The 15,513-nt window shown below is 33.4% G+C and carries 18 protein-coding genes; 1 reads left to right on the top strand and 17 read right to left on the bottom strand.

Going from position 1 to position 15,513, the window contains the following annotated elements; genetic code table 11:
* Positions 1 to 6: 6 nt before the first annotated feature.
* A complete protein-coding gene (gene trmA / locus CIGNP91_RS02695; RefSeq protein WP_086253304.1) occupies positions 7 to 1,104 on the top strand; it encodes a tRNA (uridine(54)-C5)-methyltransferase TrmA in 1,098 nt (365 codons plus the stop codon).
* A gap of 848 nt (positions 1,105 to 1,952) precedes the next feature.
* Here trmA and CIGNP91_RS02700 read toward each other — a convergent pair.
* The 17 genes from CIGNP91_RS02700 to CIGNP91_RS02780 all read right to left on the bottom strand — a co-directional run bounded on the left by CIGNP91_RS02700 (position 1,953) and on the right by CIGNP91_RS02780 (position 15,512).
* Positions 1,953 to 2,432, bottom strand: a complete 480-nt coding sequence (locus CIGNP91_RS02700; protein ID WP_086253305.1) for a hypothetical protein — start codon at positions 2,430 to 2,432, stop codon at positions 1,953 to 1,955.
* Between the two features lie 231 nt (positions 2,433 to 2,663).
* Positions 2,664 to 3,014 (bottom strand): holo-ACP synthase, encoded by a 351-nt coding sequence (acpS, locus tag CIGNP91_RS02705; RefSeq protein WP_086253306.1) that lies wholly within the window; start codon positions 3,012 to 3,014, stop codon positions 2,664 to 2,666.
* Positions 3,011 to 3,526 (bottom strand): flagellar basal body-associated protein FliL, encoded by a 516-nt coding sequence (fliL, locus tag CIGNP91_RS02710; protein WP_086232079.1) that lies wholly within the window; start codon positions 3,524 to 3,526, stop codon positions 3,011 to 3,013. The genes acpS and fliL overlap by 4 nt, the downstream gene beginning before the upstream one ends.
* A gap of 56 nt (positions 3,527 to 3,582) precedes the next feature.
* Positions 3,583 to 4,452, bottom strand: coding sequence for a fumarylacetoacetate hydrolase family protein (locus CIGNP91_RS02715; protein WP_086253307.1), 870 nt, complete (start codon positions 4,450 to 4,452; stop codon positions 3,583 to 3,585).
* On the bottom strand, positions 4,449 to 5,603 hold the full coding sequence (locus tag CIGNP91_RS02720) for an aminotransferase class III-fold pyridoxal phosphate-dependent enzyme (protein ID WP_086253308.1): 1,155 nt from the start codon (positions 5,601 to 5,603) through the stop codon (positions 4,449 to 4,451). The genes CIGNP91_RS02715 and CIGNP91_RS02720 overlap by 4 nt, the downstream gene beginning before the upstream one ends.
* Positions 5,604 to 5,606: 3 nt before the next feature.
* Positions 5,607 to 6,230 (bottom strand): trimeric intracellular cation channel family protein, encoded by a 624-nt coding sequence (locus tag CIGNP91_RS02725; RefSeq protein WP_086253309.1) that lies wholly within the window; start codon positions 6,228 to 6,230, stop codon positions 5,607 to 5,609.
* A gap of 24 nt (positions 6,231 to 6,254) precedes the next feature.
* Positions 6,255 to 6,740, bottom strand: coding sequence for a flavodoxin domain-containing protein (locus CIGNP91_RS02730; protein WP_086253310.1), 486 nt, complete (start codon positions 6,738 to 6,740; stop codon positions 6,255 to 6,257).
* A 120-nt stretch (positions 6,741 to 6,860) separates the two neighbouring features.
* Positions 6,861 to 7,415 (bottom strand): 2-oxoacid:acceptor oxidoreductase family protein, encoded by a 555-nt coding sequence (locus CIGNP91_RS02735; protein ID WP_086224498.1) that lies wholly within the window; start codon positions 7,413 to 7,415, stop codon positions 6,861 to 6,863.
* Entirely contained in the window at positions 7,412 to 8,257 is an 846-nt protein-coding gene (locus CIGNP91_RS02740; RefSeq protein ID WP_086227983.1) for a 2-oxoglutarate ferredoxin oxidoreductase subunit beta, read from the bottom strand. Before CIGNP91_RS02740 ends, CIGNP91_RS02735 begins: the two co-directional genes overlap by 4 nt.
* A 2-nt stretch (positions 8,258 to 8,259) precedes the next feature.
* Complete coding sequence (locus tag CIGNP91_RS02745; protein WP_086224496.1) at positions 8,260 to 9,381, bottom strand: 2-oxoglutarate synthase subunit alpha; 1,122 nt, start codon at positions 9,379 to 9,381, stop codon at positions 8,260 to 8,262.
* Positions 9,382 to 9,390: 9 nt separating this feature from the next.
* The gene (locus CIGNP91_RS02750; protein ID WP_086224495.1) at positions 9,391 to 9,696 is read right to left on the bottom strand and encodes a 4Fe-4S dicluster domain-containing protein; all 306 of its coding nucleotides are present in this window, start codon (positions 9,694 to 9,696) and stop codon (positions 9,391 to 9,393) included.
* A 197-nt stretch (positions 9,697 to 9,893) separates the two neighbouring features.
* Complete coding sequence (locus tag CIGNP91_RS02755) at positions 9,894 to 10,793, bottom strand: lactate/malate family dehydrogenase (protein WP_086253311.1); 900 nt, start codon at positions 10,791 to 10,793, stop codon at positions 9,894 to 9,896.
* Between the two features lie 3 nt (positions 10,794 to 10,796).
* A complete protein-coding gene (locus CIGNP91_RS02760; RefSeq protein ID WP_086253312.1) occupies positions 10,797 to 12,989 on the bottom strand; it encodes an NADP-dependent isocitrate dehydrogenase in 2,193 nt (730 codons plus the stop codon).
* A gap of 98 nt (positions 12,990 to 13,087) precedes the next feature.
* The gene (locus CIGNP91_RS02765) at positions 13,088 to 13,573 is read right to left on the bottom strand and encodes a SixA phosphatase family protein (RefSeq protein ID WP_086253313.1); all 486 of its coding nucleotides are present in this window, start codon (positions 13,571 to 13,573) and stop codon (positions 13,088 to 13,090) included.
* Positions 13,570 to 14,358: a ferritin-like domain-containing protein gene (locus tag CIGNP91_RS02770; RefSeq protein WP_086253314.1), complete on the bottom strand. Its 789-nt coding sequence runs from the start codon at positions 14,356 to 14,358 to the stop codon at positions 13,570 to 13,572. The genes CIGNP91_RS02765 and CIGNP91_RS02770 overlap by 4 nt, the downstream gene beginning before the upstream one ends.
* Complete coding sequence (locus CIGNP91_RS02775; RefSeq protein ID WP_086253411.1) at positions 14,355 to 14,873, bottom strand: rhomboid family intramembrane serine protease; 519 nt, start codon at positions 14,871 to 14,873, stop codon at positions 14,355 to 14,357. The genes CIGNP91_RS02770 and CIGNP91_RS02775 overlap by 4 nt, the downstream gene beginning before the upstream one ends.
* An 18-nt stretch (positions 14,874 to 14,891) precedes the next feature.
* Positions 14,892 to 15,512, bottom strand: a complete 621-nt coding sequence (locus CIGNP91_RS02780; RefSeq protein ID WP_086253315.1) for an NlpC/P60 family protein — start codon at positions 15,510 to 15,512, stop codon at positions 14,892 to 14,894.
* Position 15,513: the final 1 nt, after the last annotated feature.

The raw sequence follows: 15,513 nt of genomic DNA on the forward strand, positions 1-15,513 counted from the left end.
ATAAGCGTGGATTGTAGGTATTTAGGAGATTGTGGAAGTTGTGTTTTGACTCTTAGCTATTGTGAGCAAAAGCAGCTTAAAATCGCTAAGATAAGGGAGCTTTTTAGCAAGTTTTGGAATGGAGAATTTGAGTTTTTTGACTCAGATGAGAGTGGATTTCGCTCTAGAGCTGAATTTGGCATTTGGCATGAAAATAACGATATAAGCTACTGTATGCGTAGTCAGCAAAATATTAAATTACCGATACAAAGCTGCCAGATAGTAGATACTAAGATATCAAATATAATGCCAGAACTTCTAAAAACAATAAAAGAAGATAAGGCTCTAGTAGAGCGATTATTTGGCGTAGAGTTTATCAGCTCAGCCAAAAGTCTTATAGTAACACTTTTATATCATAAAGATGTAAATAGTATAAAAGATAATCTAGCCAATATACAATCTAAGCTAAAAATAGGTCTAATAGCTAGGAGTAGGGGAGTAAAGCTAGAATTTGGCGATACAAAAATAAATGAGATTTTAAATATAAATGGGCGTGAGTTTAGCTATATTATGAGCGATACGGCATTTATCCAGCCAAATAAAAAGATGAATGAAAAAATGATTTCATGGGCTGTAAATGCAGTAGAAAATGCAGCAGATTTAATAGAGCTATATTGCGGACATGGGAATTTTACTATACCAATTAGTCTTAAATTTCAAAAAGTTTTAGCTACTGAGATATCTAAAAGCTCAATTGATATGGCTTTAAAAAATTGCCAATTAAATAGTGTAAATAATATCAAATTTGCTAGACTAAGTGCTACTGAGATAATGAGCGCAATAGCTAAGGAGCGAGAGTTTGAGAGATTGCGTGGTGTAGATTTAGATAGTTATAGATTTAGCCATATATTAGTCGATCCACCAAGGGCAGGGTGTGAAGATAGGGTTTTAGATTTTATGAGCAAGATAGATAATATAATTTATATATCATGCAATCCACTGACATTGCAAAATAACTTAGAGATACTAAGTCAAACACATAAAGTGGTAAAATTTGCAATATTTGACCAATTTGTCCATACTAATCACATTGAATGTGGTGTAGTTTTAAAAAGAATCAAATAAACACTAGCTGCAATAAGTGACAAAATAAATTTATAATCAAGATTAAATTTAGATTATATTAGTAATTTTTATCTTGGATGAATTATATATTTTTAGTTGTCATTTACTGTAGTTATAGGTAAAATATATTGATTTATTTAGCTTTTATATCTTTTTATATTTTAATATAAATTTCAGTTTAATTCAAATTTTGGCTCAGTTTTTGCTTATACTAAATAGAATATAATTTTGATTTAAGTTAATTTCTTGGTTTATGTATTGTAAAATTTTACATAAAATAATACATAAAATTTCAAGAATAATTTTACTTATTATTTTAATGAAAATAATACATATTTTACTATGTATTATTATACATACATCCTATAAATAGTGGTAAAATGGGGATTTTTTAGTATCAAAAAACCCAAAATAGGTGAATTTATTTTAGTTTGAAAATTATAGTTTTCAATACTATATATATAAAATAGTGCTTTTTATATATATTTTTAATTATATTATAATAATTATAGCTTTGTTTGTCAAGCGTTTGTTTTCAATCATTTTATGTTTTTATTTAATCTTTACCAATCAACCATTGTTATCATCTATGATAATTGTAGTGTAATTAAAAAAAGGGTGTGGGCTAATGAAGCAATAATACAGAGGTAAAACTAAACAATAATAATTGTAGTTGATATATATGCTCTTACTATTTTAAATTTCAATAATTTAAATCTAAGATATAAAATTTACTTACCACCCTACTTTATTATATTTTTATTTAATATGTAAACAAATCACCAACTAAAACTTAGCCCATAAACACCCCAAAAAAGCCAATTTAGATCACAACTAGCCTCACCAATTCACCCATCAAACTCAATCTCAATACTATTTCCCCTACTATTTAGCGTATGCCTTATGCTTGTTATGCTAAACTTTTTTAGCTCTATATCGCTGTTTGTATTTTTAAACACTATAGAGCCGCCAGTAATGATATTAGCCCCTGCTAGGCTACACCTACCGCTGATACCGCCTTTTTTAAGCTCGTTTAGCTTTGCATTTGCTTTAGCGTATGCCTCGCCATCGCTTTTAGGCTGGCTTATTCTCATATTATAACTAGGCTCGCCACTACCAGCACGAAGATGGCGCATAGCCCCACTGCTAATATCTTGCCACTGCAAAACAACGCTTTGATATACATTTCTATAAGCTTCATTAATTTCAAGACTATATAGCTCTTTTGTGTCTATTTCATATTTTGGCGCATTGCTTACTCCAAAATCTATCTTTTTAGCTATAATCAAAGTAGAGTTTTTAACTGCAAATGAAAAACAAAAACTCATAGTTTGATTTTGCTAAAAAATATTCCCAAATAACGTTAAAATGAATCACTAATCTATTTTTATATCAATTATATTTATAAATTTAAATTTTTTAGTAAACTAATCAATTTGAATTTTATTAAGCAAATATTGATTTTGGTAATTATACTATTATATATTTTCAGATTTTAATTTAATAAAATAAGGATTTAAAATTTAATTTGAATTATTTAATATTACAAATTATATGGCTTAATATCGCTCAATTATCACTGCAGCAATTGCAAATCCACCATCGTGAGTTATACTAAGAGAAGTATTTTTAATATTAAATTTATAAAGTGTTTCTGTATTAAATTTGATCTTTGGCGCACCTTTATTATCTTTATAAATTGTAGCATCACCAAATCCAAATTCAGCTCCGATACCACAACCAAGCGCTTTACTAATAGCCTCTTTAGCAGCCCAAAAACCAGCTAAAGTTTCATCGTTTTTAGCTAGCTCAATTTCACTAGGATTTAAAAATTTATGTAAAAAAAGATCGCCGTGCCTAGCCTTGGCTGCAGCGATCCTTTTAATACTGACAATATCAATACCTATCATTGTACAATAAAATCAGTAAAAAATACATTTTTGATATATCCATCTCTTAGGACTTCATTTATTCTAGTTACCAATTCATCTTTGAGACGCTCTTTGCCTTTAGCTGTGCTTACATCTTCATAAGTTTTAGCCGAAAGAGTTCTAATGATTATATCTCTAATTAGTGCTTGTTTTTTATCTATTTCTGGACTTAAAGTCTGTTCACTTAATTCCAAATTCATAGTAGTTTTTAGATATCTTGTACCACTCTCGCTAAGTAAATTTACTACATACTGATCCATTGGGTACATAGGGCCGATGTTAAAAAAGTCATTTGACCTCTGTTTTGGAGCCATATGTGATGCTGGTGTATCAGCTGCTTGAGACACTTGTTTATCATCTCCTCCACCCATCAAAAGCATTGCAACAATTACTCCAATGATAAGTAAAAAGACCACTACGCCTATAATCGCTATTAGTACCACTGGACTCTTTTTACCTTCATTTTTTACATCTTCATCTGATGCTGCCATTTTTTCTCCTTTTTTCTATATTATATTTTAAATTTGCTTAAATATCCCAACACTGCTTATTTGCCGACTATGTTTTTTAATACGCCAATCCCTTCGATTTCGCACTCTACAATATCATCTTTTTTGAGATATTTTGGTGGAGTAAAACCCATTCCAACACCACTTGGTGTACCTAAAGAAATTATCGTTCCAGCCTTTAGTGTCATTCCAGCACTTAAATCGCTTATTACATATGCTGCATCAAAAATCATATCAGCAGTATTTGCATTTTGACGCAATTCTCCATTAACTCTAGAAGTTATTTTCAAATTTGATATATCTAGATTAGTCTCAATCCATGGCCCCATAAGTGTTGAGCCATCTAGGCTTTTACCATAATACCACTGCTTATATCGATTTTGGATATCTCGTGAGCTGATATCGTTTAAAATTGTATATCCAAAAACATATTCTAGCGCCCTATTTTGCACTACATTAGTTGCGTCTTTGCCAATTATTAGTGCCAACTCAACCTCATAATCTAAAGTTTGTGTAATATGACTATGACTTGGGAATATTGCCCTATCACCTAAAATATAATTTGCTCGTTTGCCAAAATATACAGGAAATTCTCTTTTGCCATCAAATTCAATCTTTTTAAACCTATAAGACTCCTTAGCGTGTTCCATATAGTTAATTCCAAGACAAATAATATCTTGAAGAGGCGATAATATTGGTGCTAAAATCTCTACACTGTCATATGGTTCACCACCTGTTTTTGTACTAAGGTCTTCTAAAATTTGACGTTCATCTTGACTTAGTGTGATGATTAATTCGTTCATATCCTTTTTATTTATTCCAGCATAACTAATATCAATTATGCGGTTATTTGCACTTAATATGCCAAGCTTTATATTTTCATCTTTTTTATAGGTGATTAGCCTCATTTTTTAGCCTTATTTATAGCTAAATTTAATCTTATAAAGCCCTCTTTTAGCTCTTTTTTGCTTAAATTCAAAGGAGGTAAAAATCTTAATGTATCCTTACCAGATCTTAAAATCAACAGCCCACACTCTAGTGCTTTAGCCACTATTTTAGCTAGAAATTCAACATCTTTTACTACTATACCTTGCATAAGGCCAATGCCAACTCTTTTTTCAAAAATATCACTATTTTTACTAACTAATTTCTCTAAATTTTTTTCAAATTTAGCTATAGTTTTATTTAGTTTTCCACTACTCTTTAGTGTCTCTAACTCGCTTAAGACGAACTCAGCTACACTTGTAACCAAAAATCCACCACCAAAGGTGCTACCATGATCTCCTGGCGAAAATATAGATTTTCTAGTTGCACACGCACTAATTGGCACACCATTACCAAGCCCTTTGGCAAATGTGATGATATCAGGTGCGATATCATATAGCTTAGAGGTGACAAACTCCCCTGTGCGATAGACGCCACACTGGACTTCATCAGTAATTAGTAAGATATCTTTTTGATTTAAAATTTTAGCTAAATTTTGAACTTTATCCTTATCAAGTGGATTTATCCCGCCTTCACCTTGAACTAGCTCTATTATCACAGCTGCGGTATTTTCATTTAAATTTGTAATAATTTCATCTATGCTATCATAAAATTTAAATCCATCTGGATAAGCACCAAATTCATCTGGATGAAATTTATCCTGCCCTGTCATCGCTAAAGTAGCGATTGTCCTGCCGTGAAATGAGTTTTTAAGGCTGATAATTTCGCTTTTTCTACCCTTGCTAAAACCAAATTTTCTAGCTAATTTTATCGCACACTCATTTGCTTCAGCACCACTATTAGCAAAAAATAGCTCATATCCACCACCAAGTAAATTTGATATCTTATCAGCAAGTTTAGCTTGCGGGGCGATATTATATAAATTTGAAGTGTGCAAGAGAGTTTTGGCTTGTTTTGCGATCACTTTCGCTACGCCTTTGTGGCTATGACCTAAAGCACAAACCCCAATCCCACTAGCAAAATCTATATAATCTTTACCACTATTATCCCATAAAATAGCACCATCTCCACGCACAAAGCCCACATCGGCTCTAGAATAGTTATTCATTAGCATAAATTAATCCTTATAGTGAATTTGCGGCAAATTCCAATTTCTATAGTATGCTACAAGCCGCCATGTAACACCAAATGTAAATAACACAAAAATACAATAAATATTAGTTAGTCCTGCTAGATGCATTAGATAATAAATCGCTCCAACACCCATACTAATCGTACCATATAATCCGGTTTTTAAAAACCAAGGAACCTCATTTAATAGTACATCACGCATAATTCCGCCACCAACACCATTAAAAAACGCCACCATAATCACGCCAAAAATATTAAGCCCAAATTCCAAAGATACAATAGCCCCAACAATAGAAAAGCTTACTACATCTACTGCATCAGTCATAATAAATATAAATTTTTTATCTAAATTATTTCTATCTTTTTGGTGAAATTTAAGCAAAAAAGCCAAAATCATAACAGCCAATACAATACAAACAGGAGTATAATGCGTAAAAGAATATGCAGGGCGACCCACGATAATATCACGAATCAATCCTCCGCCAAGTGCAGTTAAAAATGCTGCTAAGAATACGCCTAGCCAGTCACAGCCTCTGCGTATTCCAAACAAAAATCCGCTCAAAGATGCTGAGGCTATACCGACATATTCTGCAAATAAAAAAGCTTCCATTGCTAACTTTGAGCTTTATAAGATTTAGAATTCAGATTTAATAGATTCAACCCATTTATCAGCTCTAGCTTGCCAATCTTTGTCATTTTTATAATCAATCGCAAGACCAATAAATTTGCCATTTATAAATGATAGTGAATTTTTAAACGCATATCCATCAATATCAGTAGCACCAACAAGTTTAACACCACGAATTAATGGTAAAAACTCTACTAAACCATCAAGAAATGTAGTAGGATGTTTAACCTGTCCGCCTACACCTACTAAAGCTAGAGTTTTACCACCAAAATCAGCTTCATTAATGATATTTAATTTGGCTCTAAAATCTTTTTGTAGTTCTCCATGGCCATGTGTAGAAGCTGCGAAAATCAACTTATCATATTTGATTAAAAAATCAATCGTAAGATCTTTTGCGTCAATTACTTCACTATCAAAACTCTGACCTATATACTCTGCTACAACTTTAGTATCTCCAGCATTTGAGCCATATACTATACCAACTTTTGCCATTTTATTTCCTTTAAGAGTTGAATTTAAGCTAGATTATATCAAAGCAAACTCTAAAATTTGCTTAATTGTATCAACATAAAGAGCAACCAAAGCCAATAATTAGGCTTTGGTTTGTGAAGATTATTGCATACATTTAGCAGCGTATGCAAGTCCTAGATCATAAGCTTTATTGTTTGCTTCTTTTACCTTATCTGGAACTGAGCTTAACATCTTATTTCTTACGATCTCTTCATCCATAACGCCTGTGAATTTAACAGCTACACCAAGAGCGACAACGCTTTGAGTAATCACATTTCCAACTTCATCTTTAGCAATTGAGATAATAGGAATTTCATAGATTTTCCAGCGTTTTTTGTCCTCTTCACTAGGCTTAACCAAATTTGGCTCTACTACGATTATACCGCCCTCTTTGACACCATCTTTAAATGCGTTATAGCTATTTTGAGCAGTTGCTAACATAAAGCAAATTTCGCCCTCATTAGCATATGGATATTTGATCTCTTCATCGCTTAAAATTATATCAACCTTTGTTGGGCCACCACGAACTTGAGAAGTATATGTTGAGGCCTTGACTCCATATCCACCAGCTTCAATTTTAGCTGCTGATAAGATCTCTCCAGCCAATATAACACCTTGACCACCAACACCGACAAATCTTAACTCTGTTAAACTCATATTATCTCCTCAAAATTCACTTTTGTCTTATTTTGAGCTGCTTCTTTAACCTTAGCATATGCTTTACAATACTCTATGCGATTTTCATCTTTAAATAGTACACCAGTAGGGAATTTACCTTTTTTCTCTTCATCGCTTAATGCTTCAAATTTAGCCTTAGGTAGAGTTCTCTCATCTATCCATTTAACCATCTGAGTAGCTTCGCCCATTTTGTTTTTTCTACCTAAATTTATATGGCAGTTAGAGAATATATCAAAAAAGCTATAACCCTCGTGTTTAAACCCTTCGATTAGCATTTTTTCTATTCTAGTTGGGTTAATTACAGTCTCACGACCGACAAATGTCGCACCGGCTGCTGTTGCTAATTTAGCAGCGTCAAAATTTGGATCTATATTTCCCCATTGAGCTGTAACAGTCCAAAAGCCTTGTGGAGTTGTAGGGCTTGTTTGTGAGTTTGTAAGGCCGTAAATAAAGTTATTAATTAAAATGTGATTAATATCTATATTTCTGCGACATCCATGGATTGTATGGTTACCACCGATTGCTAAGCCATCGCCATCACCAGTTATTACTATTACATGCTTATCTGGATTTGCTAGTTTGATACCTGTAGCATATGCGATCGCACGGCCGTGAGTTGTATGGACTGTGTTGCAATTAACATAGCTTGAAAAGCGTCCGCTACATCCGATACCACTTACCACGCAAACATCATCCATATTCCATCCCATCGCATCTATAGCACGGATAACACTTTTTAAAATTACACCATCACCACAACCCCAGCACCAAAGTGTTGGCATTTTGCTTGTTCTTAAATAATTATCATAATTAAAAGCCATAATTAAAACTCCTTGACTTTGCTAATAATTTCACTCGGGCTAATCGGTCTGCCGTTTGCTTTTAATAGTGTTTTAAAATCATCTCTTAAAGCACATCTTTGTATCTCGCCTAGATATTGTCCCATATTTAACTCAGTTACTAAAATATTTTTAAATTTAGAGCATATCTCTTTGATTTTAGCTTCTGGGCTTGGCCATATAGTAATAGGTCTAAATATACCTACTTTTATACCTTCATCTCGAAGTTTATCCACTGCTTCTTTAGCTGCTAAGCTCACACTTCCGTAACAAATGATACAAATATCAGCATCTTCTAGCTTATACTCTTCAAATTTTATCACTTCATCTAGGTGGGCGTGAATTTTATTAAATAATCTTTTGATATTATAATCAACTATTTTGCCATCTTCTGTAGGGAATCCTGTAGGGCCGTGATGTAAGCCTGTGATGTGATAGCGATAACCTTTGAAAAATGGATTTAGCGTAGCTGGCTCATCCTCTTTGGCTTCATATGGATTATACTCTGCTGGATCGCCTTTAAATTCTCGTCTAGGCTCGATTACTAAATCCTTAACATCTGGTATAGTAGCCTTGCCTTGCATATGACCTATAGTCTCATCAAGTAGTAAAAATACAGGGGTGCTAAATCTATTTGCTAGATTAAATGCTCTTACTGTTTCAGTGTAAATTTCATCTAAATTTCCTGGCGCTACTGCAATAGAGCAAAAATCCCCATGGCTTGGGCTTTTAGCTTGTAAAATATCTCCTTGTGCCACACGAGTTGGAAGACCAGTTGATGGGCCACCACGCATTACATTTGCGATTACCAAAGGAATTTCAGCGATAAATCCAAGGCCGATTTGTTCAGCTTTGAGCGAAATACCAGGACCTGAGCTTGCTGTCATAGCCTTCGCTCCAGTCATACTAGCACCAAGTGCTACTGAGATACCACCAATCTCATCTTCCATTTGGATAAAATTACCACCGCTTTTTGGTAGTGCTACGCTTAATTCATGTGCGATTTCGCTTGATGGGGTAATAGGATAACCACCAAAAAAATTACAGCCACACTCGATAGCTGCTTTTGCTGCTAAAGCATTTCCTGTCGTTATTAACTCTCTCATTTTATATCCTTAATTAACTTTCCTAAAATGATTTGCCTTGATTGCGGCTGCTCTCTCTTTAGCTTCAGGGCTAAGTTTTGCGAATTTAAATCCCTTTTCAGCCACATAAATAGCAAAATCAGGGCAGTGAAGCTCACAATCCCTACAGCCGATACATGACTCTGGATGGCTAACCTCTATCATCATTCCTTGAATAGCGTGGATATCTTCTTTCATATTTAAAACACCAGCAGGACAATAGCTTACGCAAATATCGCAAGCTTTACACCTACTCTCATCGACCCAAACAGCTGTATTAAGCGGTTGTTCTATCATTACTATCTCCTAATTAAATTTAAGTCTAACTTAAATCAAATTTCAAGCTACAATTGTAGCGACTCAATTACTTGAAAAATCAAGCATCCAAATACCTAAATTTTGCCAAACGCAAAACTAAATTTCAAAACTTTTTACGAAACTTTATCTGAAAAAAGTTAATAAAATAGATAAATAAAAAAACTAAAATTTTATCTTTAGCTAAAGTTAATATTATCACCATTTATATTAAAATTTTTAATATAAATTATAAATTCTTCTATGCTTTTATCTAAAATTTCTCTATCTTTTGGCTTTAAATTCAACTCTAAAATCTCTTTTACGCCATCTTTTGAAATTTTAACCAAACGACTAAAAGCTATCAAATTATCATCCAAAACCGAGCAACTAAGCACCTTAGAGTCCTCATTTATCAAGGCTTGACAGATATTTATAACCCCAGCTGCTGGCGCATAAAATGCAGATGTATTCATCAATTTAACTATTTTAGCTCCGCCATTTATGGTTTGAGATCTGATATTTTCATATTCATCTATACTTAAATTTTCATCAACCAAGCATATCATATCATCATTATGCATACCTATTACGCAAGATTTTGAGTCAGTTACACTCGTGCCTAGATGATTTTTTAAAGCAAATTTAAGTCTAGCACTATCAAGTTCTCCAGCCATTCCAATAATCTTTCTTCTATTAAATCCACTAGCTTTAAATGCTACATATACCATTATATCAAGTGGATTTGTCACGACAATTATAGTGGAATTTGGGGCAAATTTAGCGATTTGACTAGATGCTTGAGCTACTATATTAGCATTAATTTTAGCAAGTTCAGCCCTACTTTGGCCATCTTTTCTAGCTACTCCGGCTGTGATGATAACAATATCAAAATCACTTAAAAGCTTATAATCATTACCACCAATTACCATAATATCCAAGCCCAAAGCAATCGACATTTGTGATAGATCAATTGCTTTGGCATTAGCTAAATTTTGATTGATATCAATGAGTGCTATCTCATCACACATCTGCTTAGAAATGAGGAGACTAGCTATGCTAGCTCCTACATTTCCGGCGCCTATTATTGCTATTTTCACAACTTATTTCTTTAAAGATTCGTTATATATGGCACTTGGTCTCATCACGGCTGAAACCTTCGCATCATCAAAGATATAGTATCCACCGACATCTACTTTGTTTCCTTGAGAGCCGTTTAACTCATCTGTAATTTTAGCTTTATTCTCATTTAAAGCAGCTGCTATACCAGCAAATTTAGGCGCTAGATCGCTTTTTGCTAGTTCATTAGCCCAGTATAGAGCTAGATAGAAGTGGCTACCGCGGTTATCATTTTCACCTACATTTTTGCGTGGTGAGTTGTCATTTTTAAGATAGCTTACAATTGCTTTATCTAAAGTATCGGCTAGTATTGTAGCCTCTTTTTTACCGCTTACGCTAGCTAAATGTTCCAAACTCGCACCAAGAGCTAAAAATTCACCCAAGCTATCCCAGCGAAGGTGATTTTCTTCTATTAGTTGTTGAGCGATTTTAGGCGCACTTCCACCAGCACCAGTTTCAAATAAGCCACCTCCATTTAAAAGCGGGACTATTGAGAGCATTTTCGCACTCGTTCCAAGCTCTAAAATCGGGAATAAATCTGTCAAATAATCCCTTAATACATTACCTGTAACGCTAATAGCGTCTTTGCCAGTTCGTATTATAGAGATTGATTTTTTGATCGCTTCAGTTGGGGCTGCGATACTAATATCTAGGCCATTTAGATCATAATTTTTAAGCTCTGAATTTACTATTTGGATCATACTAGCATCGTGTGCTCTAGCACTATCTAACCAGAATATCGCAGTTGAGTGTGTGGCTTTGGCTCTATTGATCGCTAGTTTAATCCAATCTTTAATCGCTTCGCTTTTTGCTTGCATAGCTCTAAATATATCGCCATTCTCAACTTCAAATTCCATTTTATCGCCATTTGTGCTACTAAGTGTGAATTTGCCATCTTCACTAGCTATAAATGTCTTATCATGGCTACCATACTCTTCTGCTTTTTTCGCCATCAAACCTACATTTGATACGCTACCGATAGTTGCCGGATTTAGTGCTCCATTGGCTTTTAAATCATCAATTGTCGCTTCATAAATTGTCGCATATGTGCGATCTGGGATTACTGCTAGAGTGTCGGCTGTTTTGCCGTTTTTATCCCACATTTTACCACTATTTCTTATCATTGCTGGCATTGAAGCGTCTATTATCACATCGCTTGGGACATGTAAATTTGTAATTCCTTTATCGCTATCTACCATCGCTAAATCTGGGTTTTTGTCTAAAATTTCATTGTATTTTGCTATGATTTTGTCTTTTATAGGCAAGTTTTCTATTTTAGCAAATAGATCTTTTAAGCCGTTATTTGGCACCACGCCAACTGAATTTAACTCACTTCCAAACTCATCAAATATTTCAGCGAAAAACACTTTCACAAAGTGGCCAAACATAACCGGATCGCTTACTTTCATCATTGTAGCTTTTAGATGGACTGAGTAGAGTAAAGACTCTTTTTTGGCTTCTTCTATGGTTTTAGCGATAAATTTATCTAGTTTAGCAACACTCATAAATGTAGCACTAATCACATCACCAGCAGCTGCTTTTATACTATCTTTTAATACTTTTGTGTTGCCATTTTTGTCTGTAAATTCGATTTTAAATTCGGTTGGTTCTTTGACTATTACAGATTTTTCATTGCCATAAAAATCTCCACTATCCATATATGCCACTCTTGTTTTAATAGTGCTATCCCAAGCACCATTTTTGTGTGGGAATTCTTTGGCGTAAGCTTTGACGGCACTAGCACATCTTCTATCTGAGTTACCCTCTCTTAAAACTGGATTTACCGCACTTCCTAAAACTTTAGCGTATCTTGCTTTAATATCAATCTCTTTTTCATTTGATGGATTTTCAGGATAGTTTGGTACATTAAATCCTTTTGATTGAAGCTCCGCAATAGCCGCATTTAACTGCGGAAGTGATGCTGAAATATTAGGAAGTTTGATGATATTTGCTGTTTTTTCTTTGGTCATTTCACCTAGAATTTCTAGATAATTTGGCACCTTTTGATTATCTTTTAAATTTTCAGGGAAATTAGCCAAAATTCTACCAGCTAATGAAATATCCATAGTATCTATACTGATACCACCACGACTTAAAAACTCCTTAATAACAGGAAAAAGTGAAAAAGTAGCCAATGCTGGCGCCTCATCTGTGTAAGTGTAGATTATATCTGCCATTTATGTCCTTTATTTAAAATTTTTCTTATTTTATCAATTTTTAACTAAATTAAACCATTAAACTATAAATAATTTTTATAATTAATCTAAATTTAAGTTTATTCTATCTTTTTTGGGTAATCAAAGAGCAAAACTCTCCCAATTTTAGCCCTTATATCTTTAAATTCATTCACATCAAACTCAATACCAAAAACTCCACCCGTAGGGATATCGCCGATATGGCTATCGCTTAAAATCTCGCAAATTTGAGTTAAAGTATCGTTGTGACCTACGATGAATATGGTATTTAAAGAGCTATCAATATGATTTATGATATTTAGATAATCTTGCGTTGTGGCCTCGTAAAGTGAGTTTGAAAACTGAATTTTACCACTAAAATTTATATTTTTAGCGATGATTTTAGCCGTTTTAGCCGTTCTCTTAGCTGGTGAAGAGATGATAAGCTCTGGTAAGATATTTTTGTTTTTTAGCCTAGTGGCCATCACTTTTGCAGCCTCTTTGCCTTTGGGGCTTAACGCCCTATCAAAGTCAGTAGCGGCGACTTTTTTAGCCTTTGCGTGGCGAATAAAATATATAGTTTTCATGCTCTCTCCTGAAATTTTTGAATTTTATCAAGCTCGGCTTTGCTAAAGCCTGCTAATAATCTATGCTCTATATCTAGTGCTCTTTTTGCTTCAAATGCCTTTGGATAGCATTTTCGTACTATTTCAATCCATGAATTTGGATCTACATTTGCTATTTTACAAGCGAATTTAAACCACTTATCACCCTTTTTGACATGTTCTATCTCCTCTTTGTGGATTACCTTTAATATCTCTAAAATACCATCTCTATCACCATTTAAAGCCAATTTTTTCATCATAAAAAGATTAGCATCAAGACCATTGGCCTCCATATATCTAGGCAAAATCGCCATACGATTTATGAGTGAATTTTGGGTTTTGATTAGAGCGATAAATAATCCATCATGGACGATATAATCACCATATCTTACCCCTAAAGACTCCATCTTATCAGATATCATCTTAAAATGTCTAATCTCATCATTAGCTACTTCTAACCAATCAAGATAATACTCCATCGGTAAATTTCTAAATCTATAGCAAGCATCCAAAGCAATATCAATCGCACTATACTCAATATGAGCAATTGAGTGTAAAAAAGCCTCATTAGTGTGCTTTTGCTTTATCTCTTTCATAGATTTTATAGAGCAAATCTTAGAATAACTAGGCGCACTAAGCTTAAAAATATCGCTATTAAAGTTCATATCACAACTATGAAAATTGCTATAAATTTGGCTAAATTTAAAAAATTTTTGCTCCAAATCACAAGAGTTCAAGCACTCCCAAATCTCATCAAAAAATCTCATCTAAATACCTTTAAAAATCCAGCCAAATATCCCACGCCAAATCCTATCAAATGAGCATACCACGCTACACTAATCCCCATTAAAAGCGGCGCAAAACTAACTAATAATATAACTACTATAAGCCCTTTGCGATTAAATTTATCAATACAAGCTAAAAATCCAAGCAACACCGATATAGCCCCACTCGCACCGACTAAATTCACACTCTCAAAAGCTAAATATCCAAGGCTTAAAAATCCAGTTATAACCCCACCAAAGATATATAAAATGCCAAATTTAATCCACCCCAAATATCTCTCTAATATCATCCCAAATTGATAAAGCACTATCATATTCATCAAAATATGCATAAATGAGCCGTGGATAAACATAGATGTAAGAATCTGCCAATACGCCCCAGCAAAAAATAGCTCATTAAGACCAAAAAATATACTAAATTCATAAGGATTATATACAAAATATTCTAAAAAATATACCACACAATTTAACGCTATCACCGCTGCTGTAAAATTCATATTTCTCATATCAACCCACTATTTCACCGCTATATCTTGGCTGATTTTACCAAAGCCAGAAAATCTATTTGATACTAAGCAATTTATATTTTTACAATTAGCTATTATATATGCATTTACTTTTTTACCATCAATTCGATGGGAATTTTTGTGGTTTAAGTTCATCACGCTTAATATATTTTTACCCTTAAGATTGTGTAAAAAGACGATTGTTCCATCATCTTTTATCTTTTTTACAACTCCTATGTGAGTTATATTGTGGCTAGTTTTATTTTTTGTGGATTTGGTTGTGTTGTTAAAAAATATTAGATCTCCAGGCGATGCGTTTTGGTAATTTATTTGATTTTTACTCTTATAAAGATTATAGATAGCTTGAGAGCGACGACCATCCTTACTATAATGTGAGCTTAGATCGCTTAGAGAGTAGATATTATTATTTTTTCTATTTATGGTTGTAACTAATGATGAACAATCGGCTGATTTTTTGCCTACATATTTGCTTAAATTTAGAGTATATTCACTCTTTTTAATACTATTTTCTCTATTAATATGAGTGCTATTTGGAGCATTTTGTTCTAAAATTTTAGAGCTACATCCACTAAAAATCATAGCAAAAACGAATAAAATAGCAACTCTCATA

It is taken from the genome of Campylobacter sp. P091 (assembly GCF_002138935.1).
Classification (GTDB): Bacteria; Campylobacterota; Campylobacteria; order Campylobacterales; family Campylobacteraceae; genus Campylobacter; species Campylobacter devanensis.

Coding starts and splice junctions, on each gene's coding strand:
- CIGNP91_RS02765 (WP_086253313.1), bottom strand. CDS start 13,573: ATGAAAACTATATATTTTATTCGCCACGCAAAGGCTAAAAAAGTCGCC.
- CIGNP91_RS02745 (WP_086224496.1), bottom strand. CDS start 9,381: ATGAGAGAGTTAATAACGACAGGAAATGCTTTAGCAGCAAAAGCAGCT.
- CIGNP91_RS02700 (WP_086253305.1), bottom strand. CDS start 2,432: ATGAGTTTTTGTTTTTCATTTGCAGTTAAAAACTCTACTTTGATTATA.
- CIGNP91_RS02730 (WP_086253310.1), bottom strand. CDS start 6,740: ATGGCAAAAGTTGGTATAGTATATGGCTCAAATGCTGGAGATACTAAA.
- acpS (WP_086253306.1), bottom strand. CDS start 3,014: ATGATAGGTATTGATATTGTCAGTATTAAAAGGATCGCTGCAGCCAAG.
- CIGNP91_RS02770 (WP_086253314.1), bottom strand. CDS start 14,358: ATGAGATTTTTTGATGAGATTTGGGAGTGCTTGAACTCTTGTGATTTG.
- CIGNP91_RS02750 (WP_086224495.1), bottom strand. CDS start 9,696: ATGATAGAACAACCGCTTAATACAGCTGTTTGGGTCGATGAGAGTAGG.
- CIGNP91_RS02775 (WP_086253411.1), bottom strand. CDS start 14,873: ATGAATTTTACAGCAGCGGTGATAGCGTTAAATTGTGTGGTATATTTT.
- CIGNP91_RS02780 (WP_086253315.1), bottom strand. CDS start 15,512: ATGAGAGTTGCTATTTTATTCGTTTTTGCTATGATTTTTAGTGGATGT.
- CIGNP91_RS02725 (WP_086253309.1), bottom strand. CDS start 6,230: ATGGAAGCTTTTTTATTTGCAGAATATGTCGGTATAGCCTCAGCATCT.
- CIGNP91_RS02735 (WP_086224498.1), bottom strand. CDS start 7,415: ATGAGTTTAACAGAGTTAAGATTTGTCGGTGTTGGTGGTCAAGGTGTT.
- CIGNP91_RS02760 (WP_086253312.1), bottom strand. CDS start 12,989: ATGGCAGATATAATCTACACTTACACAGATGAGGCGCCAGCATTGGCT.
- fliL (WP_086232079.1), bottom strand. CDS start 3,526: ATGGCAGCATCAGATGAAGATGTAAAAAATGAAGGTAAAAAGAGTCCA.
- CIGNP91_RS02740 (WP_086227983.1), bottom strand. CDS start 8,257: ATGGCTTTTAATTATGATAATTATTTAAGAACAAGCAAAATGCCAACA.
- CIGNP91_RS02720 (WP_086253308.1), bottom strand. CDS start 5,603: ATGCTAATGAATAACTATTCTAGAGCCGATGTGGGCTTTGTGCGTGGA.
- CIGNP91_RS02715 (WP_086253307.1), bottom strand. CDS start 4,452: ATGAGGCTAATCACCTATAAAAAAGATGAAAATATAAAGCTTGGCATA.